Annotated in this window: 17 protein-coding genes; 8 read left to right on the plus strand and 9 right to left on the minus strand. The window is 59.2% G+C overall.

Features of this window, described 5'->3' with window-relative positions:
* The first annotated feature begins 21 nt into the window (after positions 1 to 21).
* Positions 22 to 3,315: a hypothetical protein gene (locus tag GH769_RS11045; RefSeq protein WP_032903053.1), complete on the plus strand. Its 3,294-nt coding sequence runs from the start codon at positions 22 to 24 to the stop codon at positions 3,313 to 3,315.
* 108 nt (positions 3,316 to 3,423) lie between these two features.
* On the opposite strand, the gene GH769_RS11050 is transcribed toward GH769_RS11045, so the two are convergent.
* From GH769_RS11050 to GH769_RS11070, 5 genes are all read right to left on the minus strand, one after another.
* Entirely contained in the window at positions 3,424 to 3,801 is a 378-nt protein-coding gene (locus GH769_RS11050) for a response regulator (RefSeq protein ID WP_005788286.1), read from the minus strand.
* Positions 3,802 to 3,879: 78 nt separating this feature from the next.
* Positions 3,880 to 5,073 carry a hybrid sensor histidine kinase/response regulator gene (locus GH769_RS11055; RefSeq protein ID WP_020302773.1) on the minus strand — a complete coding sequence of 398 codons (1,194 nt, stop codon included), beginning with the start codon at positions 5,071 to 5,073 and terminating at the stop codon, positions 3,880 to 3,882.
* Positions 5,067 to 5,666 carry a chemotaxis protein CheB gene (locus tag GH769_RS11060; protein WP_020302772.1) on the minus strand — a complete coding sequence of 200 codons (600 nt, stop codon included), beginning with the start codon at positions 5,664 to 5,666 and terminating at the stop codon, positions 5,067 to 5,069. Before GH769_RS11060 ends, GH769_RS11055 begins: the two co-directional genes overlap by 7 nt.
* Positions 5,663 to 6,493: a protein-glutamate O-methyltransferase CheR gene (locus GH769_RS11065; RefSeq protein ID WP_019817062.1), complete on the minus strand. Its 831-nt coding sequence runs from the start codon at positions 6,491 to 6,493 to the stop codon at positions 5,663 to 5,665. The genes GH769_RS11060 and GH769_RS11065 overlap by 4 nt, the downstream gene beginning before the upstream one ends.
* Positions 6,494 to 9,991 (minus strand): response regulator, encoded by a 3,498-nt coding sequence (locus GH769_RS11070; RefSeq protein ID WP_020302771.1) that lies wholly within the window; start codon positions 9,989 to 9,991, stop codon positions 6,494 to 6,496. It abuts the gene before it with no gap.
* Between the two features lie 262 nt (positions 9,992 to 10,253).
* Here GH769_RS11070 and GH769_RS11075 point away from each other — a divergent pair, with 262 nt between their 5' ends.
* Positions 10,254 to 10,607, plus strand: a complete 354-nt coding sequence (locus GH769_RS11075; protein WP_014718487.1) for a response regulator — start codon at positions 10,254 to 10,256, stop codon at positions 10,605 to 10,607.
* 114 nt (positions 10,608 to 10,721) lie between these two features.
* Complete coding sequence (locus tag GH769_RS11080) at positions 10,722 to 12,122, plus strand: DUF1254 domain-containing protein (RefSeq protein ID WP_032903052.1); 1,401 nt, start codon at positions 10,722 to 10,724, stop codon at positions 12,120 to 12,122.
* A gap of 51 nt (positions 12,123 to 12,173) precedes the next feature.
* Here GH769_RS11080 and GH769_RS11085 read toward each other — a convergent pair whose 3' ends face one another.
* On the minus strand, positions 12,174 to 12,845 hold the full coding sequence (locus tag GH769_RS11085; protein WP_014718489.1) for a DUF3313 domain-containing protein: 672 nt from the start codon (positions 12,843 to 12,845) through the stop codon (positions 12,174 to 12,176).
* Between the two features lie 212 nt (positions 12,846 to 13,057).
* Between GH769_RS11085 and GH769_RS11090 the strand changes: the two genes are divergently transcribed.
* On the plus strand, positions 13,058 to 13,765 hold the full coding sequence (locus GH769_RS11090) for an aspartate/glutamate racemase family protein (RefSeq protein ID WP_032903051.1): 708 nt from the start codon (positions 13,058 to 13,060) through the stop codon (positions 13,763 to 13,765).
* 123 nt (positions 13,766 to 13,888) lie between these two features.
* Here GH769_RS11090 and GH769_RS11095 read toward each other — a convergent pair whose 3' ends face one another.
* A complete protein-coding gene (locus tag GH769_RS11095) occupies positions 13,889 to 14,401 on the minus strand; it encodes a GNAT family N-acetyltransferase (RefSeq protein ID WP_014718491.1) in 513 nt (170 codons plus the stop codon).
* A gap of 227 nt (positions 14,402 to 14,628) precedes the next feature.
* Between GH769_RS11095 and GH769_RS11100 the strand changes: the two genes are divergently transcribed.
* From GH769_RS11100 to GH769_RS11115, 4 genes are all read left to right on the plus strand, one after another.
* On the plus strand, positions 14,629 to 15,600 hold the full coding sequence (locus tag GH769_RS11100; protein WP_032903049.1) for a helix-turn-helix transcriptional regulator: 972 nt from the start codon (positions 14,629 to 14,631) through the stop codon (positions 15,598 to 15,600).
* 99 nt (positions 15,601 to 15,699) lie between these two features.
* The gene (locus GH769_RS11105) at positions 15,700 to 16,572 is read left to right on the plus strand and encodes a transporter (protein ID WP_019817065.1); all 873 of its coding nucleotides are present in this window, start codon (positions 15,700 to 15,702) and stop codon (positions 16,570 to 16,572) included.
* A 22-nt stretch (positions 16,573 to 16,594) separates the two neighbouring features.
* Positions 16,595 to 17,749 carry an MFS transporter gene (locus GH769_RS11110; protein ID WP_032903047.1) on the plus strand — a complete coding sequence of 385 codons (1,155 nt, stop codon included), beginning with the start codon at positions 16,595 to 16,597 and terminating at the stop codon, positions 17,747 to 17,749.
* Complete coding sequence (locus GH769_RS11115) at positions 17,746 to 18,858, plus strand: class II histone deacetylase (RefSeq protein WP_032903045.1); 1,113 nt, start codon at positions 17,746 to 17,748, stop codon at positions 18,856 to 18,858. Before GH769_RS11110 ends, GH769_RS11115 begins: the two co-directional genes overlap by 4 nt.
* On the opposite strand, the gene GH769_RS11120 is transcribed toward GH769_RS11115, so the two are convergent.
* Both GH769_RS11120 and GH769_RS11125 read right to left on the minus strand, forming a co-directional pair.
* Positions 18,848 to 19,987: a glycerate kinase gene (locus tag GH769_RS11120; protein WP_019817067.1), complete on the minus strand. Its 1,140-nt coding sequence runs from the start codon at positions 19,985 to 19,987 to the stop codon at positions 18,848 to 18,850. The two genes, GH769_RS11115 and GH769_RS11120, sit on opposite strands and share 11 nt — an antisense overlap.
* Positions 19,988 to 20,120: 133 nt before the next feature.
* Positions 20,121 to 21,221: a sugar diacid recognition domain-containing protein gene (locus GH769_RS11125; protein WP_032903043.1), complete on the minus strand. Its 1,101-nt coding sequence runs from the start codon at positions 21,219 to 21,221 to the stop codon at positions 20,121 to 20,123.
* Between the last annotated feature and the right edge of the window lie 122 nt (positions 21,222 to 21,343).

Below are 21,343 nucleotides of genomic sequence, written 5' to 3' on the forward strand. Positions count from 1 at the left end.
CATCGACCAGGAATATTTCTGATGACTGTTATTTCCAATTCACGCTTTTCCGAGCTTTATACGCCCCAACTGTCAAGCGCCGTTCCACAACCGCAATCTGCCCGCCTCGAGGTCGCGACAGAGCTTCCGGGAACAAGACAAACCTCTCTGCAAGATAAGGATCAGTGGTTAGCCAGCATATACGGTGGTACGTTGCGAGATTTGTTGGGTGACAATCAAGACTATCGCGAAGTTGAAGTTGACAGAATCCCGTGGAATTCGTCCTTAGGGCAGACGCGTGCGCTGATGCTTAAACTACTTGAAAGCCCTGCGTTCAAGGACTGGGCCAAGCAGAATGATGTAGACCTATCAAAGCCGCTTACTATCAATGTCGACAGCGGTACCCTCGACGTCACGACCACGGGGGCCAAACAGCGAAACCCCTTCGACTTTTCACCGCCCACGCCCACCGCCAAATCCTTGGATATTCACAGCTTTACGGGTTGGCCCCTGCTCAAGAGTGTTGCCAAAACGTTGGCAGGCCCCGGCAATGTCGTAAGTTTCGATACCGCATCCACCGCGACCACCGCAACGATCGCAGACATCGCACGGTTTCATGGTCATGCCGTGCCCTCCGACCGCATACTATCGCCTTCTCAGCGACAGGCATCCATCCAGCAGCTACTTGATAAACTGCAGGATCCGGATTCTGACACCTACAATGAGAGGTTTAATTTCCCTCCCCAGCAATACCTGAATAATCAAGTGTCGGAGTTGGGGGATCTGAACAATCGAAATGCCGTGATTGGGGTAATATCAAACGTCGTAAACGAAAAAGCTAAGGACCTTGAGGACCTGGAGGCCGAGCTCCAATTCTGGCAAAAAAGATCTGGTTACGAAGAAACTATCGAAAAGCTCCAGCTAACCATTAAGCAACGGTTGCAAAATGTTCTGGATACGCCAGTTGAGATAGATCCCACCTCTTCCTACTTCCGGGACCACAATCTGAAACCGGATGTGGCGGTGACACTGCGCGACTACCTCGTAGGGCATGGCATAGTACTTCCAACTAATGCGTCGGAGTTAAAGAACATTGCGCAGTCGTTGGCAAGCCCTCCCATTGAAAAACCGGCGCATGGCAATCTAGGTGGGGCGCACTCATGGCCAACGCCGATGAGCAATGATGATCGGCGTGCACTTGCCGCCATGACCAGTAAGTTTTTGGAAGGTCAGCCAGAAAACACCCTGCTCGCCTATTTGACTCGCGGGGTTGAATATCGACAGAATTTCGGTGCAAGCTTTCTGGAAGATCGTAGCCGCGGCATTGACAACGTCCTGGAGTTTCCCAATGTTAAAAAATTCGCCCTTGCGGCGGAGCGCGAATTTGGCGAAATTGCATCGCCTAACGTGATCGCTGATTGGATGTTGACAGCGCTCTACGACGCGTTGGACCCCCTCAGCATCAACGCAACTTCACCCGATTCGAACAGGACTAAAGTTGCGGGCTTCGACCTGGCCAACATGAACCTCTCCGGAATGAACGCCCAGGACATATACGCAACGCTGTCTGATCACTTGCGCGAAACCGGAGTGACGAACCATTACAACGGCGTGCTGGCCATGGAAGTTCTATTGGCCCGCAAGGCTCCGGAACTCTTGGTCAAAGACATACCCGAAACATTGACCAAGGGCACCCACTCTTGGGTCAGTTTCGTTACGGCAGTAGCCCGTATAGAGGCTGAGGCTCCTGGCTCGACCAGCCGAATGACGTATGCCCAAGTCATGATGCGACATGAACTGGCGCCAATAACGCTGGCAGACAAACTGGTTGAGCAGCAGGCTCAAACGGACGCCCTGAAAGACTGGGGCGTTTACAATGGTGTGCTGACCAGGAGCAGCACAGATCAATACTCAGAAGAAGATATGACAAAGGTGCGCGCTGCATTCAATGAGCAGATGCATCAGTTGAATGAGTCTTCCAAGACGTTTGCGACGCCGTTCCCTGTGCTGCATGAAATGGCAGTGGCCAGCATCAAAGAGCAAAATCCGCACTTGTCGGAAGAGCAAATAAAACGAAAAGTGCTGACACCAAAGGACTCTGGCTTTTTGGAATTTCCAGGGCCCTACTCATTGGTGGATATATTGATTAACGCGGAGCGACACCATAAGGATGTCGCTTTGGATAGCTATACATCCAGCGATAAAGATATCGATCTTAGCACCATCGCCTTGCGAAAGTTTACAAATAGTTCCGTAGTTTATACATTCGAAACACAGCTTTCTGTTTTATTCGATCGCTTTGAACGAGCCACGCAAACGCAAGTCAAGAACTTGATTTCCAAACTCCCTATTGAGGATCGAAAAATAATTGAGCATGGGAAAGTTACGATTTCTAAAGAAGTAGACGTTTCGTACGAAGCTTACTCGCAGGTACAAAAAAGAAAAGACTCTTCACCGACCAGTATATTTTTACAAAGCGAGTTTGTGGATGCACAAGGCAATAAAGGCACCCATACCTATGAAATAGACAGCGCAAAAAATACCATTCGAAAACGTATCGATTTGAACGACAAAATCCCAGGTGCCATTTCGGACGATAAGATTAACTCCAAGCGCCTTGTCCCCCTCGCCCCTGATGGCAATTACAGCGATAACGTTCTTACGGCCGGGTCCACCGACGCGGTCAACGATGCTCCCAACAGCTTCGCCAGCGAAAAGACCCAGTACATCGCTGATGCCATGGTAAAAAAAATCAGTATTCGGGATAACGCAGAGTCACTGCGGGGCACCACTGCATTCGATGGTGAAGTCCCTTTCTGGCAAAAAATCGAAGATTTTGTGGTAGGGCTTATTCCGGGTTATAACGCCGTCAAAAACTTTATCGCAGGAAACTGGCGCGAGGGCCTTATCGATGTGGCGTTTGATGTTTTTGGCTTTCTTCTTGCCGGCGCCGGTGGGGCGGTGCGGGCCGCTGGCGCTGGTGCCAGAGCGGGCTCGTCTGCGTTTGGAAGTACCGCAAAAAGATTGGTGCGTGGCGCCATAGGCGCACTCAACCCTATCGATCCAAAGGGTATTGCGCAAGGCTTCGTGCAAGAAGGTATAACTTACTTGGCGAACAGTGGTCCCGGACGGAATAATCAACCTTCGTTTAAAATCAAGTATGACCCTGTAAAGATCTTCAGGAACGTTGAGAACGCCACAATAGGCAACGCCAACATGCAAGGGACAACAACAGCAATCGCTGCCACCCAGAAAAACGGCAAATGGTATGCCCTTGACCCTGTCAGTAAACAGCCGTTTGGTCTTCCCTTGAAGGATTTCGTGCCTTCGGCATAAAGGATGTCGTCAAGCGGGAAAAACGCGCAATACCTCAAAAAGGTTCTTCTCGGTGGTTCGAGAAGAACTTTTGCTATCGCACAAAACTTGCGCGTCTCGTTTGAATCATCACGCCAATAAACGCTGGATATGCTCCTGCAGCGTATCCAGATCAAACGGCTTGGCCAAAATCGGCGCGTTGCGCGTGATCGGGCTGTTGCAGTCGAGAATTTCCTGCGGATAGCCGCTGATAAAGATCACTTTCAGTTCCGGTCGCAGCTTGAGCGCCGGCTCAGCGATCTGCACCCCGGAAATTCCACCCGGCAGGCGGTAATCGGTGACCATCAAGTCCAGGTGCGGTTTGGTCGCAAGGATTTCGAAGGCCTGCTCCCCGTCGATCGCCTTCAAGACCCGGTAGCCCAAGCCTGCCAGGTACTCACCCAGCACAAACATAATGGATTCGTCGTCCTCGACGATCAGTACGACATCTTGTGCATCTTCACTCATGGGAAGCCTTTGTCCGGTCAATTGCTGCAGTTACGACCATGGGGTCACGCAGAGGTTGCGTCGAGCTGACGATTGATTTCACGCGGTCGCCTCAAGGGGCAAGCACACACGAAACAAGGCGCCCTCGCCTATCTGGCTCTCCACCTCGATGGTGCCGCCATGGGCCGCTACTATCTGCTCGGAAATAAACAATCCCAGGCCCAGGCCGGCGGCGGCATGATTGGCGGAAACCCGTTCGAACTGCTGGAAAATACGCTTCTGGTTGTCTTCACTGATACCAATGCCACGGTCGCGCACTTCCACGCGCGCCTCGCCATGCTCGGTATACACCCGTACATCCACCGGGCTTTTAGCCCCGTAGCGCAGGGCATTGGTCAGCAGGTTGGTGATCACCTGCTCGATACGGAATTCATCCCAGTGGCCCTCTACAGGCTCGTCTGCCACCAACTGCATCGACGATTCAGCCGCGGCGACCTGTGGCTCGAAGTTGTGCACGAGGTTGCGCACCAACTGCGCCAGGTCAAAACGCGCCGGGCGTATGGACAGCTTGCCGGTACGGATGCGTGACACGTCAAGCATGTCTTCGATCAGACGGATCAGGCTTTTGATCTGGCGCTCATCGCGGTCAACCATGGCGTGCATCTTGTCCAGAGTGAACGCGGCGGCGTTGTCCCGGGCCAGGTGCATCTTGCGCAACTGGGTCTCCAGAATCAGCCCGTTCAGGGGTGTACGCACTTCGTGGGCGACAATCGACATGAAATCGTCACGCATGCGCACCGCTTGTTCCAGTTCGGCCTGAGTGGCCTGCAGGCGCGTGAGCAACAGTTCCTGCTCGCGGCGGCTACGCTCCAGCTCTTCGACTTGCAGCTTCATCGCCTTGCTCTGGCGATACAGGTCGACGAACACATTGACCTTGCTCTTGACCGCATGGATATCCAAGGGCTTATGCAGGAAGTCCACCGCGCCGCTCTCATAACCCTTGAAGGCGTAGTTGAGTTCGCGCCCGGCGGCGCTGACGAACACGATGGGGATGTTCTTGGTCTTTTCGGTGCCGCGCATCAGTTCGGCCAGCTCGAACCCGTTCATGCCAGGCATCTGCACGTCGAGGATCGCCATGGCGAATTCATGTTCCAGCAACAGGGACAACGCCTCATCGGCACTCAATGCCTTGAAGACCTGGCGATCCTCACGCTTGATCAGCGCCTCTAGGGCCAGCAGGTTTTCCGGCAGATCGTCGACGATCAGCAGTTTGGCCTGGACAGTACTTAACATGGGAAGGGTTCCAGGGAAGCCAGCAATGAGCCGATTCGGCTCAAGGAAAGAATATGGTCAGGTGTGTGCAAGGCCAGGGCCGCCAGGGGCATGACGGCAATGCGTGCCTCTTGTGGGTCCTGCACGATGGTAATGCCACCCGATTGCTTGACGTGGGCCAGCCCACTTGCGCCGTCCTGGTTGGCGCCAGTCAACAAAATGGCGAGCAGGCGAGGCCCATACACATCGGCCGCCGAGGAAAACAGGTAGTCGATGGCGGGTCTGGAATGGTGCACCCGGTCTTCCTGGCTCAGGGACAGGCTGCGGTCCTGCTCTACCGACAGGTGATAACCGGGCCCGGCAAAGTACAAGGTGCCCGCCTCCAGCGCTTCTTTGTCCCTTGCCTCCTTGACCGGGATGTTCAGGCGCCGGGCAAAGACTTCCGCCAATTGGCTGCGGCGCTCGTCCGGCAGGTGCAGCACGGCAATGATCGGCAGGCCGAAGGTACTGGGCAACTGGCCGAAAATACTCAGCAACGCCTCGACGCCGCCGGCGGACGCGCCGACGACGATGGCTTCGATCCCCGAAATCGGGGTGTCCGGCGCGTCGCTCATGATTTTCGGTAGATCCGTTCCTGCTTGACCAAGGGTTCGAATTGCTTGCTGTAGGCGGAAAAATCCAGGGTTTCCTTGCTGCCCAGCACCAAAAAGCCGCGATGACACAGCGACTCATGAAACAAGCCAAACGCTCGATCTTGCAATTTTTTATTGAAATAAATCAATACGTTACGGCATGAAATTAATTGCGTTTCTGAAAATACGCTGTCGGTCGCCAGGCTGTGATCGGCAAAGGTCACGTTCTCGCGCAATGTCTTGTCAAAGATCGCGTAATCGTAAGCTGCTGTGTAGTAGTCGGCAAATGAACGTTGCCCGCCGGCCTGCTGATAATTGGCGGTATAGGCGCGCACGTTCTCCAGGGAAAAGATGCCCTGCTTGGCTTTATCCAGCGACGCCGGGTTGATGTCCGTGGCGTAGATGATGGTGCGTTCCAGCAAGCCTTCTTCACGCAGCAGGATGGCCATGGAGTACACCTCCTCGCCTGTGCTGCAGCCGGCGATCCAGATCTTGATCGACGGGTAGGTCTTGAGCAGCGGCACGACTTCCTGGCGAATCGCGAGGAAGTGCGACGGGTCGCGAAACATCTCGCTCACCGGGATGGTCAAGAATTGCAGCAACTGCATGAACGCTGCAGGGTCGTGCAACACGCGCTCTTGCAGTGCGGAAATGGTCGCGCAGTCGAACTGACGCAAGGCATGGGCCACACGGCGTTTGACCGACGCGCCCGAATAGTCGCGAAAGTCGTAGCTGTACTTGAGGTAAATCGCCTCGATCAACAGGCGCAGCTCAATATCGCTGCTCTTATCCAAGAAACACTGCTCCACTTAAATGCGTTCCATCTTCGGTAGCCATACGCGAATCAGTGAGAACAGGCGGTCCAGGTCAATCGGCTTGGCCAGGTAATCGTTTGAGCCTGCTGCCAGGCAACGCTCCTGATCGTCCTTCATGGCCTTGGCCGTCACGGCAATGATTGGCAGTTTTTTCCAGCGTGGGTCCTGGCGGATCAAGGCGGTGGCCTCGTAACCGTCCATCTCCGGCATCATCACGTCCATCAGCACCAGGTCGATATCTTCGACTTCATTGAGTTTATCGATAGCCTCCTGGCCGTTACGCCCGATCACCACCACCGCGCCTTTGTGTTCCAGGGCGCTGGTCAGGGCGAAGATATTGCGCACGTCGTCGTCCACCAAGAGGATTTTGCGCCCCTCGAACACCTTGTCGCGGCTGCGGGCGGTCTTGAGCATCTTCTGGCGGTCATGGGACAACTGGGATTCGACTTTGTGCAGAAACAGCGTGACTTCATCCAGCAGACGCTCGGGCGAGCGCGCCCCCTTGATGATGATCGAGCGTGAATACTTGCGCAGTTCGGCCTCTTCGTCCCGGGTCAGGTTGCGCCCGGTGTAGACGATCACCGGCGGGAACGAGCAGATGTCCTCGGTGGCCATGCGCTTGAGCAGCTCGTTGCCGAGCATGTCCGGCAGCTTGAGGTCGATGATCATGCAGTCGTAGATGGTGGTGCGCAACAGGTCGAGGGCCTCTTGGGCGAAGCCTACGGCAGTGATCTCGATGTCATCGTCGCCGATCAGGCGGGCAATGCTGTCGCGCTGCAGGTCATCGTCTTCCACCAGCAGGATGCGCTTGACCTTCTGGGTCAACTTGGCTTCCAGGCGCGCGAACACGTCCTTGAGCTCTTCGCGGGTGGTGGGCTTGACCGCATAACCGATGGCACCCATGTGCATGGCGGCTTCGACACGGTCTTCCACAGAGATCACGTGCACCGGGATGTGGCGCGTGTTGGCGTGCTCCTTGAGGCGTTGCAGCACAGTCAGTCCTGAGTGGTCGGGCAGGCGCATGTCCAGCAGAATCGCGTCGGGGATGTATTGCTCGGCGAGGCTGTAGCCCTCGTCGGCACCGTGGGCGACCAGGCAGTGGTAACCCAGCTCGTGGGCAAGATCGAACAGAATGCGCGCAAAATTCGGCTCGTCTTCCACTACCAGGATGCAGCGAGTGCTGAACGGCGCTTTTTCGCGGTCATCGGCAAAGCGCGGGATCAACTCGGCATCAGCCACCGGCAGCGGCGATACCTTGACGGGCGTTGGTGCCGGCGCGACCACCACTTGGCGCGGTGGCTCGATCGGCGCCGCGGCCTCGTCGCGTTCTACATACTGTTCAGGCAATACGAGCGTGAAAATACTGCCTTTGCCCGGTTCGCTGGTCACACTGATATAGCCGCCCAGCAAGGTGGCCAGGTCACGGGAAATCGACAAGCCCAGGCCTGTACCGCCGTAACGGCGATTGGTGGTGCCGTCGGCCTGGCGGAAAGCTTCGAAGATGCTTTCCTGTTGATCCGGGGCGATACCAATGCCGGAATCGCGCACGGTAAAGGCAATGCCCTCCCCCGGCGCGCGGGACACCGACAGGCTGACCTCGCCCTGTTCAGTGAACTTGATGGCGTTGGACAACAGGTTCTTGAGGATCTGCTCCAGGCGTTGGCGATCAGTAAACAGCAGGGTTGGCGAGCCTTGTTGCACGTCCACCTGGAAGCCCAGTTTGCGGTCCATTGCCAGCGGCTCGAACATGCCACGCAGGCCATCCACCAGGCGCTCGACGCTGGCGTTTTCCGGGCGCACTTCCAGCTTGCCGGCTTCGACCTTGGAAATATCCAGGATGTCGTTGATCAGGTTGAGCAAGTCATTGCCGGCCGAATAGATCGACTCGGCAAACTTGACCTGCTCGGCGCTGAGGTTTTCCTGCGGGTTATCCGCCAGCAGTTTGGCCAGGATCAGCGAACTGTTGAGCGGTGTGCGCAGCTCATGGGACATGTTGGCAAGAAATTCGGATTTGTACTTGCTGGAGCGCTGCAACTCATCGGCGCGGTCTTCCAGCTCAAGCTGGGCCTGGTTCAGCTCGATGTTCTTGCGGTCCATGGCGTCGCGCTGTTCGGCCAGGGTCTGGGTCTGTTCGGCGAGTTGCTCGTTGGTCTGTTCAAGCTCAGCCTGTTGGGTTTCCAGGTGAGCCTGGGACTCCTTGAGGATGCGCGATTGCTCTTCGAGCTCTTCGTTGGCGGTCTTGAGCTCTTCCTGCTGCACTTGCAGCTCTTCGTTGAGTTGCTGGGTCTCGGCCAGCACTTCCTGCAAGCGCTGGCGATAGCGCGCGGCTTCGATGGAGGTGCCGATATTGCCGGCGATCAGTTCCAGCAGTTCGATATCACGCTCATCCAGAGGGCGCAGGAAGCCCAGCTCGACTACGCCGTTGACACGGTCATCATCGCTGGTCGGCATCACCAGGATGCTGCGAGTGGCCCCTTCGCCAAGACCGGAACTGACCTTGAAGTAATCCACCGGCACATCGTCCAGGCGAATCAGACGATTGAGCTGAGCGGCCTGCCCGACGATGCCTTCGTCGCTGTAGATCGACTGTTCTTGCTGTTCCTGCTCGCGGGAGAAACCATACGTGGCCACGCGCTTGAGGCCGCCGTGTTCTTCACGCACGTACAGCGCGGCGACCGCAGAGCCCATGTACTGGGCGAAGAATTGCAGGATATTGCGTCCCAGCATGTTCAGGGTCAGTTGGCCGAGTACTTGCTCGGCCAGCTCGGTCTGGCCATTGCGCAGCCAGGCGGTTTGCTCGAGGCGCCGTGCAATCTTCTGTTGTGACGCGAGGTTTGCGCTGTAACTCTTTGAAAGTGAGATTAAATTCTTCCTGCCGATGTAGGCCAGAAAACCACTCAACCCCAGTACAAACACCAAGTACAGCGTGACACTGATCACCGTCGTGCGGGTGACCTCTGCGTTACGGGTGATACGGAACTGCTGCTCCATCGCCACCGCGTCTTCGTACTCCTTGCGAATTTCATCAGTGAGCCGCTTGCCCCGGCCCGCCTTGACCGCGCCACGGTAATCACCGCTGTTGCGCTGCAGCTCAATCATCGACTGCGCGTAGGTGTTCCATTCGGTCTGCAAGGTTTCCAAGCGCTTGAGCCGGTCAACCTGCTGCGGATTGTCGGCTACCAGGTCTTGCAGATTGCGCAGGTCGGCAATGATCCGCGGCTTGGCCACTTCGTACGGATCAAGGAAGTGCTCGTCACCGGTGATCAGGAACCCGCGCATCCCTGTTTCCAGGTCAACCGTCAGTTTGGACGTCTCATTGAGGTTGTTAATGACGCGGTCGGTGTGCTCCACCCACTGGATCACCGAGAGCAAATAGGTAATCAGGCAGACGAAAAACACCGCGCTGAGCACGCCCACGCCCAAGGGCAGGGCCACGTTCCGGCTCAGCAGGGTACGAAAGCTTTTTTCATCGACGGACGACGCGGGTGTCATGGGCATGCCTTGGCCAAATGCGGGAAAACCGCAAGTTTGCCCGAATAACATCGCTCAACGCTATGTTTGTGCGTTGATTGACAGCGGATGCGGTCAAGCGCATGGCGCCGGTACCTTGGTGAGTCGACACGCAAGCGGACGGGACTTTTTGCGCCGCTAAGGTCACAATGCCAGCAATTGCTTCGGAACTTGCTGGCATTGTTATTACTCACAATCTAGTTGCCTTTAAGCCCAGCGCTCTCACTGTTCAGGAAAGTTCACTATGTCCCACACCTCCACCATCCTTGTAGTCGAAGACGACGCCATCGTGCGCATGCTGATCGTCGATGTCCTCGAAGAGTTGGAGTTCACGGTGCTCGAAGCCGCGGATGCTGGGGAAGCACTGGCGCAGGTGCAAAATACCGACCAGATCATCGACCTGATGATGACCGACGTCGGCCTGCCCGACATGGACGGCAAACAACTGGCAACCAAAGTCCGCGAACTGCGCGCTACCCTGCCTATCCTGTTTGCCAGCGGCTATGCCGAAAACATTGATGTGCCCGCCGGTATGCAGGTGATTGGCAAGCCGTTCTCCATTGATCAATTGCGTGACAAAGTCAAATCCATGCTCTAACGCCCCTTCCTCATCGTCCTTTGCAGAGATTAACGTGACGACCGGCCAATAAAACAGGAAACTCAGCGCCTTCACGCCACGCTCTCAGATAGCACTCAGGAAGGACGCAACAACATGATTGGAAAACCGACGCGCCTGCTGTTGGCGAGCCTCTGGATACTCATGAGCTCCGGCGCCTGGGCTGACTTCACCGCAAGCCCCAGCGAAGCCAGGGCCATTGCCAAGGAAGCCTACTTGTACGGCTTCCCGGTGGTGCAGATGTACAAGACGCTCTACACCCAGGCCGTTGATAAAGGCGGTGCCCACTTCAAGGCGCCGTTTAACCGTATCGACAACGGCGCCCAGGTGCTCACCCCCAAGGACAACGCGGTTACCACCCCCAACGTCGACACGCCCTACTCGTTCGTGTGGATGGACCTGCGTAAAGAGCCGCTGGTGCTGACCCTGCCCAAGATTGAAGACAAGCGCTATTACTCGGTGCAGTTGATCGACCTCTATACGCAGAATTTTGCCTACCTGGGTACCCGCAGTACCGGCAATAACGGCGGCCACTACATGATCGCCGGGCCAGACTGGAAAGGTCAGCAGCCGGTGGACATCGACCGTGTGGTCTACAGCGAAAGCAACATCGCCTACGCCCTTTACCGCACGCAGCTGTTTGATGACAAAGACCTGGGCAAGGTCAAGCAGGTCCAGAGCGGCTACAAGGTGCAGGCGCTGAGCAGTTATGTGAAGCAACCCGCGCCTGCCACTGTGCCGAAGATCCAATGGCCCAAGCCGATGGCAACCATGACCGAAGGCCCGCAGCTGTTTCGCTACCTGAACTTCATGCTGGCCTTCGCCGCGCCCCAGGACAGCGAAAAAGATCTGCTGGCACGCTTTGCCAAGATCGGTATCGCCCCAGGCGCGCCGTTCAAGGTCAAGCAGTTGACTACCGAGCAGCGCAAGGCCCTGGAGGACGGCATCGCCGATGGCCGCGCCGAATTCGCCGCGTTCAAGAAGGCCAAGGTGGATACCCACCAAGTGACCGACGCAGACCTGTACGGCAGCCGCGACCACCTGCAAAACAACTACCTGTACCGCTACGCCGGTGCCGAGCTGGGGATGTTCGGCAACTCCAGTGATGAAGCCGCGCACTTGAGCTACGTCATCGACAGCGAGGGCAAGCCGGCTAATGGTGCACGCCACAGCTACACCGTGCATTTTGCCAAGGACCAGCTGCCGCCGGCCGATGCGTTCTGGTCACTGACGATGTATGACGCAAAGACCAAATTGCTGGTGCCGAATCACAAGAAGCGCTACCTGATCAATTCGCAGATGCTGCCGACCCTCAAGCTCGATGCCGATGGTGGCTTGACCCTGGCGCTGCAGCACCACGAACCTCCCAAGGCTGAGCAGAGCAACTGGTTGCCGGCCCCGCCCGGCCCGTTCTACGCGGTGTTGCGCATTTACCTGCCCAAGCCTGAAGTCGCTGGCGGCCAGTGGAAGCTACCAGCGTTGACGCCGCTTAAATAAGCTCGGCGAAAAAAAGCACGGCGGGCGATGACCCACCGTGCTTTTTTTGACTCAGTGTTTTTTCAGCTTCACGTAGGACTGGTGCAGGTCCGACGCCCAACCATCGATGACGCTTTTCACATCGTCGGCCTTCATCACTTGGGAGTCATTAGCCAGCGGCTTGCCGGTGCCTTTGCGCACCACTTGGGCCAGCACTTTATGAGTGGCGCCGTCGAGAAACTGCGCCTCGGTGCCCAGGGTGGTCTCCTGGTCGCGAATGCCGGTGCCGGTGCTCACTGCCGCAGCCACTAGGGCGACGGGGATAAACTCATAAGGCTTGAGGCTCTCGGTCTTGCTGCTCACGGCGGTAATCGCCGCCCTTACCACGATCACTCCAGGGCCAGGGGCATTGGCCACGGGCAATGACTGAGCCAGCTCGCGCTTGAGCGCCTGGTTGTAATAGTCGTTGATTCCCCGCAACGTGCTCTCTGGAATGCGGGAAGTGGCCTGGGGCTTGGGGTAAAACTGGGTGGGCTCGATGTACACTGCCGTGTAACGGTTCAAATCCAGTTGTGGATCAACCCAGCGCATCACCTCAGCCCCCGAGGGTGACTTGGCCTCCTTGAGCTGGCTGTAGTTGGAAAGAAACCCTGAATACTCATTCGGTTGCACCACCTTGCTGGCGCAACCGGCCATACCGAGCGAAGCGACGCACAGTGTGCCGATCATTAGCCTTAATTTCATTATTGAACTCCCTGGCGAGCATCATCGTAAGAACGAGTGGTAGGTATAGCCAATGTTGAGGCATCGCACCTTAATTTAGCGCCGGGTATTGATCAGAAGTGATCGTTGATCAAGGTTATTTGAACTGCTCCGGTGAATTGGCTGGCAACTGCGTATGACTCATCCGCCTTCAATGGGTAAGGTGAAGCCACACTTTTTGTCCGGAGCACCACATGCGCACCATCGGCCTTATCGGCGGCATGAGCTGGGAGTCCAGCGCCGAGTATTACCGCCTTATCAACCAGCGTGTGCGCGACCAGCTCGGCCCGCTGCGGTCGGCGCAAGTGTTGATGTACAGCGTGGATTTCGGCCCGGTGGAACAGGCTCAGCATGCCGGGCGTTGGGACGATACCGCGCTGATCCTGGAAGATGCCGCGCGACGCTTGCAGGCCGGGGGGGCTGATTGTGTGGTGCTGTGTACCAACACCATGCATTTAGTGGCACCGCGCATTGAGGCGGCAGTGTCGATTCCCTTCCTGCATATTGCCGATGCCACGGCGGCTGCGGCCCTGGAGGCCGGGACCTTGACGGTAGGCTTGTTGGGTACCGCGTTCACCATGGAGCAGGATTTCCTTAAATCGCGCCTCGCCGGCCAGGGGCTCACCGTGCTGGTGCCAGACGCGGATGAACGCAAGGCGGTGCACCGAATCATCTATGAAGAGTTGTGCGTGGGCGTCATCAGCGACGCCTCGCGCCAGGTGTATCAGCAGGCGATCCAGACTCTCGCCGCACGCGGCGCTCAGGCGATTATTCTTGGCTGCACGGAAATCTGCCTGCTGATCCAGCCCGAACACAGCGCACTGCCGCTGCTGGACACCACCGCGTTGCACGCGCAGGCCGCGGTGGGGTTTGCCTTGCAGGGCATCTGTACCGGGCGCTGACTCTGTGGGCAATGCATGACCCGTGTGGGAGCTGGCTTGCCTGCGATAGCGGTGGTTCAGTTGAAGATTCAGTGACTGATACTCCGCCTTCGCGGGCAAGCCCGCTCCCACAGTTTTACAGGATCAAGCCGACGTGCGCAGGCGCGCCATGCTCAGGGTGTCGACAAACATACCGTCGCGCAGGGCGTAATCGCGCAGCCGCCCTTCCACTTCGAAGCCGAACTTGCGGTACAGGTTGTGCGCAGGCTCGTTGTCGGCGTAGACCGTCAGCTCCACACGGCGCAGGTTCATCCAGTTGTCGGCCACCTCCAGCGCGGCCGCCAACAGCCGCGAACCGACACCCTTGCCCTGCCACGCGGGCGCCACGCCCATACCCAACGAACCAACGTGGCTCTGGCGTACGCGCAGGTACTGCTCAAGCCCTAATTGGCCAATCACCTCACTGCCATGCAACGCCACCAGTTGCAGGCGCCGCTCGTTATCCATCACCAGGCGCTTGCGCCACATCTCAACCGACTGAAAAGGCATTTGCAGCACCTGACGGCAAACAGCCGGTTCGTTGTATAGCGAGGCGACGCCCTCCAGGTGGGCCTCGGTAAAACGCTGGATCACGATAGACGGTTCAGGTGGGTGCATTGCATTTCATCCTTTGAAAGACAAGTGGCGGACCAGTTTAGAGGCTAAGCGCCTGGCTGACGAGTCGGGCGTTTTCTTACCAGCCAACCAGCACCATCCTGCATCTGAACGATGGCGATCCCTATGCGCAGCGCCGATACTCAGCTCAGGCCCTGCCCCGTCAACCCGACACTTCGGCCTTCACCCTGTGACGAGAACAACAAAAAAAGTCCCACAGAGGAATACCCATGAGCCGTCTTGATTACTCGGGCCTGTTGCAGGCCTTCAGCACCCTGACCCTGGACCTGCAACGCTTGGCCCAACACAAGGACATCGAACACTTCCAGTGCCATGCCCTGGCACGCGTCAGCCAATTGCTGGCCTTCGACAGTGCCTGGTGGGGGCGCTCGGCTGTCATCAACGGTCTGCCGCAAGAGCACAACAGCTACCTCTACCAGTTGCCGCCCGACTACCTGGCGGACTGGCAGTCAATCCGCCATCTGGACGTGACCGTTGCACGGGTGCATGCCTCGCCTGGCGAGGCAGTAATTATCGATATGCGCGACCCCGCCAGCGGCAGCGCCTTGAACTGGCTAGCGCAACGCCACGGCCTAGGTGAATTGCTGTGTGTCATCCATATCGACCCGCAAACCCACCTCAGCCACCACCTGACGCTCTACCGCCAGCCCACTGCGCCCACGTTCAACGTGCAGGATTGCCAGTTGCTCAATAACCTGATGCTGCACCTGGTGGCGGCGGTCTCGGCAAACCAGATCCGCACCTTGGTGGCCATGCGTGAAACCCTGGCCAGCCCGCGCAATCTGGCCCTGGCGGTGTGCGACCCCCGGGGTGTGTTGCAATGCGCCGAGCGCGGTTTTGTCGACCTGCTGCTCAGCGAATGGCCGCAATGGTGTGGCCCCACCCTGCCGGTGCCGCTTGATGAGCGCGGGTATGACGGCAAGCGCATCCACATCCAGGCGTCCCCAGTGGGCGACCAATTGCTGTTGGCCGCGCGCCTCAACCGTGCCCTGCCCCAGCTCAGCCCACGGGAAAACGACGTGGCCCAAGGCTTCGGCGAGGGCAAGACCTACAAGGAAGTGGCCCGCGACCTTGGCCTTTCGCCCAATACCGTGCGCCACCATATTCGCGCCATCTACGCCAAGCTCGGCGTCAAGGACAAGGCGCGCATAGCGCACCTGGTGCACGCCCCGCCCGACTGACCCTGCCCGCTTCGCCCACGGTTTTGCCACGGTCGTTTTTTACGGTCACGGGCTGCTGTTGCCCATTTTCCGGCCTCCTCTAACACGAGACGCTTCGCCATGACTTCAACGCGCCTACGTAACCTGACAGTGCTGTGCGCCAGCCTGTTCAGCCTCGACAGCCAGGCTGCCGACCTCAACGCCCGCGATTTTTTCGCCGCCCCACCGGGCACCCGCCTGGGTGTGCTGTACCTGCCCGCCACCCGTGCCAGCGATTTCCATGGCCCCGCCGACAGCACCGGCAAGGCCGACCTCAGGGTCAACGCCGTGGCCTACCGTCAGGTGTATTTCACCGACGCCTGCGGCACGTTGTGCACGCCGCAATTCATCCTGCCCTTTGCCGACATCAGCGCACGCCTTCCCGGCGCCAACCAGCGCAGCCGCGAGCGCGGCCTGGGCGATCCACAGGTGGGCGGCACGCTGTTTTTCGTCAACGACCCGGTGACGCGCACTTACAGCGGCTTGTTGAGCCTGATCACTGTGCCGATAGGTGAGTACCACAGCCAAAACCCGGACGTGTCCCCCGGTGCCAATCGCTGGGGCGCCACCTTTGTCTACAACTACACCCACGGTATCGGTGAGAAATGGGTGCTGGAAGCCAACCTGGAAGCCCAGCTCTATGGCCGCAATGACGATTACTTCGGCAGCGAACTCAAGCAAGCCCCGCTGTATCGCCTGCAGGCTTTTGCCTCGTATGACTTCAGCGCCGCCACTTACGGCGCATTGCGCCTGATCCAGGCCGACGGTGGCGCCCTGCGCCTCAACAACCGTCGCCTCGACGATACCCACAAGCGCTACACCCAAGTCGGCTTCGAACTCGGGCACTGGCTCGACCGGCAGAACCAACTGATGGTCAGCCTTTCGCAACACGTTGCGGCTTCCAATGGTTATGCCGGCACCGAAGCGCTGTTGCGCCTCGTGCATGTGTTCTGACCCCTTTCCCTGGAGCTTGAAAATGCCCATTTCCAACCCTGCGATAACGGCACGGCTGGCGGCGATCGTACTGTTTGCCGCCATCACTCCGACCCTCCTGATGACTGCTCCCGCCGTGGCCGCGCAGTTGGCCAGCCAATGGCAACTGAGCCCGGCGCGGATTGGCGACTTGTTTTCCGTGGAACTGGGCGCCATGAGCCTGGCGACCTTGCCCGCCTGGTGGTGGCTCAAGCGGGTTGACTGGCGCACTGCCGCCCGGGTCGCCGCGCTGTTGTTCATTGCGGCCAACCTGCTGTCGATGCTCGCCGACACCTACGCCGTGCTGCTGGTGTTGCGCGGGGCCAGCGCCCTGGCCGGCGGTTCGTTGATGATCCTCTGCCTGGCCAGTGCCGCCACCACCGCCAATCCCAGCCGAGTCTATGGTTTGTGGGTGATGGGGCAGTTGATCGTCGGTGCCGTCGGCCTGGTGGTGCTGCCTGGTTTGTTCGAACGGTTTGGTTTGAATGCCTGCTACCTGATCCTGGCAGGGTTGATGGCTCTGCTGCTGCCATTGGCGCGGGCTTTTCCCGCCGGTAGCCGTGCGTTGCCCGCCAGCCACACCCCGGTCTTGCCCGGTTCACGCTGGAAAGCCGCCCTGGGGGTTGGCGCGGTCCTGGCCTTTTATATCAGCTTGGGAGGGGTCTGGACCTTTATCGGTGCCTTGGGCGCCAGTGCCGGGATTTCGGCGCAGCACAGCGGCGACATCCTCGCCATCGCCACCGTGATGGGCATTGCCGGGGCCGCGAGCGCTTCACTGATCGGGACCCGCTTGCCGCGTGGAGTGCTGTTGTTGCTGGGCTACCTGTTGATGGCGGCAGCGGTGCTTCTGTTGTTCGGCCAGCCCGCATTGCTGCGATTTGCTTTGGCGGCGCTGCTGTTCAAATTCACCTGGACCTTCATTCTGCCGCTGATCCTGGCCTGCCTGGCCGACCTTGATCACAGCGGCAAGCTGATGAACGCCTCCAACTTGGTCATCGGCGGCGGCCTGGCCATCGGCCCGGCGCTCGCTGGCCGCCTGATCGAGGCCAGCGGCGGTTTCAGCCTGTTGCTGCTTGGTGCAGCCGCTATCACCTTGCTGTCTCTGGTGATGATCGCCGCCAGCCGTCCCCATTCCCCCACTGAACTGGAACCGGTATGAACCCAACCACCGCATTTTTTTTCGACGAAATGAGCCTGTGGCACAGCGCCGGCGCCCATGCGCTGACCCTGCCCGTGGGCGGCTGGGTGCAGCCGCCGGCCGGCAGCGGGCATGCCGAGTCACCGGAGACCAAGCGCCGCCTGAAAAGCCTGTTGGATGTCTCCGGACTGAGCCGCCAACTACAACTGCATAGCGCGCCGCCCGCCAGTGAAGAGGATCTGCTGCGGGTCCACAGCCGCGCTTACCTGCAGCGTTTCAAGGCCTTGAGCGATGCGGGTGGCGGTGAGCTTGGCCCCCAGGCACCGATTGGGCCGGGCAGCTTCGAAATTGCGCAACTGTCCGCCGGACTGACCCTGGCCGCCGTGGACATGGTGCTCAAGGGCCAGGCGCACAACGCCTATTCGCTGTCGCGGCCACCGGGTCATCACTGCCTGGCAGACAGTGCTATGGGCTTTTGTTTTCTGGCCAACATTGCCATTGCCATCGAGGCCGCCAAGGCCCGCAACGGTCTGGGCAAAGTCGCGGTGATCGACTGGGATGTGCACCACGGTAACGGCACGCAGTCGATCTTCGAAGAACGGGCCGATGTGTTGACGATTTCCCTGCATCAGGACGGCTGCTACCCGCCTGGCTACAGCGGCGAGCAGGATCGAGGCCGCGGGGCCGGCGTGGGGGCCAACATCAATATTCCGTTGCCGCCAGGCAGTGGCCACGCCACCTATCTACACGCCATGGAACGCATCGTAGTGCCCGCGCTGGAGCGCTTCGAGCCGGAGTTGATCATCGTCGCCTGTGGTTATGACGCCAACGCCGTCGACCCGTTGGCGCGCATGCTGTTGCACAGTGAATCGTTCCGGCTGCTGACCCGCGCCCTGCGCCTGGCCGCCGAGCGTCTGTGCCAGGGCCGCCTGGTGCTGGTACATGAAGGCGGCTACAGCGAAGCCTATGTGCCGTTCTGCGGCTTGGCGACCCTGGAGGAACTGAGCGGAGTGCGCACGGCGGTGCAAGACCCGATGCTTGAATTTGTGCAGTTGCAGCAACCCGGTGTGCAGCTACAGGGATTTCAAGAGCAGTGGGTGGAGCGGCTGGCGCGCGGGGTCAGCGAGTAGCTGCCAGGCGCCATACCCGTGCAACGTCCGAGGCCCGCTCACGCAACAGGCGCGGCGCCTCGTGACAGGCTTGCTCCAGAGACATCGGCCCCGACGGCAAGGCGAACGCTGCATCCACACCGTGGGCGTACATCTGCTCGTAGCCGTCGCCCAAGGTGCCCGCGATCACGACCACCGGCACGCCGTGTCGCCGGGCAATGCGCGCCACGCCAAACGGAGTTTTTCCCCGCAGCGTCTGGGCGTCGAAGCGACCTTCACCGGTGATTACCAGGTCGGCGCCACGCACCGCTTCATCGAGGCCAACCAGTTCAGCGACTACCTCAACCCCTGGACGAAACTGGGCAGCGAGAAACGCCTTGGCAGCAAAGCCCAGGCCACCGGCGGCGCCGCTGCCAGGTTCGTCGCGCACATCCTTGGGCAGCACCTGAGCGCAATGGTCAGCGAAGTGCCCAAGGGCCGCGTCCAGGTGTGCCACTTGCTCGGGACTCGCGCCTTTTTGCGGGCCGAAAATCGACGAGGCACCGTGGGGGCCGCACAGGGGATTGTTGACGTCGGCGGCGATTTCAAAACGCACCTGCGCCAGGCGCGGGTCGAGTTGTTCAAGGCTGATATGGGCCAGGCGTGCCAATGCCAACCCACCCGCCGGCAGTGGCTGACGTTCGCTATCCAATAGCTGCACGCCAAGGGCCTGCATCGCTCCCGCCCCGCCATCGTTGGTGGCACTGCCGCCAATCGCCAGGATGATGCGCTGCGCCCCGGCATCCAGCGCGGCGCGGATCAACTCGCCGGTGCCATAGGTGGTACTGGAACAGGCGTCGCGCTGCCCCGGCGCGACGAGTTGCAGGCCGCTGGCCTCGGCCATCTCGATCATCGCGGTATGGCTGTCGGCCAACCAGCCCCAACGTGCTTCGACGCTGTCGCCCAGCGGGCCTCGGACTGTTTGCCGACGTAATTGCCCCTTACACGCGGCGAGCACCGCATCCACCGTGCCTTCACCGCCATCGGCCATCGGGCATTGAAGCACGTGCGCATCCGGCCAGACCTCGGCCCACCCCTCGGCAATCGCCTGGGCGACGCCTGCGGCACTCAGGCTGTCTTTGAACGAGTCAGGGGCGATCACGATTTTCATGGACGTTCTCCGGTTTTTATAACGCCCATGCTGCCAGTTGGCAGGGGCAATGACGCGGGGCCGATGCACAAGTGTGGGGCGGGTTTGTTGTTCATTTCTACAATGCCCCCTGTAGGAGCGAGCTTGCTCGCGCCTACAGGGGGTGGGGCAGCAGTTGTACGCCCAGGTACAAGGCAAGCATCCCATCTAGCGTCAGCGGGTCTACGCCGCTGAGTTCGGCTATGCGTTCCATGCGGTAGCGCAGGCTGTTGCGGTGAATGCCCAAGGCGTCGGCACACGCCTGGCTTTGCCCGTCGTGCTCGCACCAACTGCGCAACGTGGCGAGCAGTTGCCCGTTGCTGTCCTTGGCCAACACCTTGCGCAACGGGTTGAGCAATTCGTCCAGGGCGTCGTCGTTGCGATGACGCCAAAGCATGACCGGCAGGCGATAACGGTTGAGGGTCAACAGGCGTGATTGCGGCAGGATATCGCGGCCATAAGCCAGCAGATCTCCTACCCGGCGGTAACAGCGGCGCAGCCCCGCCAAGCCCTCCGCTTGCCCGCCGATGGCAATGCGCTGGATGTTCCAACCCAGGCCCTCGAGCTTTTCCAGCAAGCGGGGGTTATCGACCTGCACCGCAGCAGGTCGGCACCACAGCAAGGAAAACTGCGCGGAGCTGACGCACCAACTGTCCGGGTAGCGGCTGGCGAGCCAGGCGCTCAGGGCCTCCGCCGTTTGGCCCGGGCCCAGTTCAAACAGGTACGGCGTGCGCGCCAGTTGTGGCTTGAGCCCCAATTGCTGGGCTTCGTCCACCAGGCGCGGGGAGTCGCTGCTGTCGGCCAACAGCAGGGCCAGCAGATCATCGCAACGCTGGCGCCGCCATTGTTGCTCGGCCTGCTGGTGGCGTTGGCTGACCAGCATTTCAGCGGTCATACGCACCAGTTCGGCGTAGGTGCGTAACCCATCTGGTTCTCCGGTGATACCCAGCACGCCAATCAGGCGCTGATCATGCAACAGCGGCAGGTTGATGCCGGGTTGCACACCCTTGAGATGCTTGGCGGTCTGCCCGTCGATTTCCACCACACGCCCATTGGCCAACACCAATTGCGCACCTTCATGGCGTGTGTTGATACGCTCCGGCTCGCCGCTGCCCAGGATCAAGCCCTGGCTGTCCATGACATTGACGTTATAGGGCAGGATTGCCATGGTGCGATCGACAATCTCCTGCGCCAGGGCATGATCCAGCTCGAACATGGGGCTAATTTCCTAAAAAAGGTTGTTCACCGGCACAGCGCAAAGGCAGCTTGACTGTGCGCCAGCACAAAGACAGCTGCCCGTCACGTCACCGAGACTGTCAGGGCGGTCAACGTTACCCT

The organism is Pseudomonas sp. CFSAN084952, assembly GCF_009648855.1.
Taxonomy (GTDB): domain Bacteria; phylum Pseudomonadota; class Gammaproteobacteria; order Pseudomonadales; family Pseudomonadaceae; genus Aquipseudomonas; species Aquipseudomonas paracarnis.

What these genes read in the sequence shown, in the direction of transcription:
- GH769_RS11045 (WP_032903053.1), top strand. Translation starts at nt 22, where the DNA reads ATGACTGTTATTTCCAATTCACGCTTTTCCGAGCTTTATACGCCCCAA.
- GH769_RS11050 (WP_005788286.1), bottom strand. Translation starts at nt 3,801, where the DNA reads ATGAGTGAAGATGCACAAGATGTCGTACTGATCGTCGAGGACGACGAA.
- GH769_RS11055 (WP_020302773.1), bottom strand. Translation starts at nt 5,073, where the DNA reads ATGTTAAGTACTGTCCAGGCCAAACTGCTGATCGTCGACGATCTGCCG.
- GH769_RS11060 (WP_020302772.1), bottom strand. Translation starts at nt 5,666, where the DNA reads ATGAGCGACGCGCCGGACACCCCGATTTCGGGGATCGAAGCCATCGTC.
- GH769_RS11070 (WP_020302771.1), bottom strand. Translation starts at nt 9,991, where the DNA reads ATGACACCCGCGTCGTCCGTCGATGAAAAAAGCTTTCGTACCCTGCTG.
- GH769_RS11075 (WP_014718487.1), top strand. Translation starts at nt 10,254, where the DNA reads ATGTCCCACACCTCCACCATCCTTGTAGTCGAAGACGACGCCATCGTG.
- GH769_RS11080 (WP_032903052.1), top strand. Translation starts at nt 10,722, where the DNA reads ATGATTGGAAAACCGACGCGCCTGCTGTTGGCGAGCCTCTGGATACTC.
- GH769_RS11085 (WP_014718489.1), bottom strand. Translation starts at nt 12,845, where the DNA reads ATGAAATTAAGGCTAATGATCGGCACACTGTGCGTCGCTTCGCTCGGT.
- GH769_RS11090 (WP_032903051.1), top strand. Translation starts at nt 13,058, where the DNA reads ATGCGCACCATCGGCCTTATCGGCGGCATGAGCTGGGAGTCCAGCGCC.
- GH769_RS11095 (WP_014718491.1), bottom strand. Translation starts at nt 14,401, where the DNA reads ATGCACCCACCTGAACCGTCTATCGTGATCCAGCGTTTTACCGAGGCC.
- GH769_RS11100 (WP_032903049.1), top strand. Translation starts at nt 14,629, where the DNA reads ATGAGCCGTCTTGATTACTCGGGCCTGTTGCAGGCCTTCAGCACCCTG.
- GH769_RS11105 (WP_019817065.1), top strand. Translation starts at nt 15,700, where the DNA reads ATGACTTCAACGCGCCTACGTAACCTGACAGTGCTGTGCGCCAGCCTG.
- GH769_RS11110 (WP_032903047.1), top strand. Translation starts at nt 16,595, where the DNA reads ATGCCCATTTCCAACCCTGCGATAACGGCACGGCTGGCGGCGATCGTA.
- GH769_RS11115 (WP_032903045.1), top strand. Translation starts at nt 17,746, where the DNA reads ATGAACCCAACCACCGCATTTTTTTTCGACGAAATGAGCCTGTGGCAC.
- GH769_RS11120 (WP_019817067.1), bottom strand. Translation starts at nt 19,987, where the DNA reads ATGAAAATCGTGATCGCCCCTGACTCGTTCAAAGACAGCCTGAGTGCC.
- GH769_RS11125 (WP_032903043.1), bottom strand. Translation starts at nt 21,221, where the DNA reads ATGTTCGAGCTGGATCATGCCCTGGCGCAGGAGATTGTCGATCGCACC.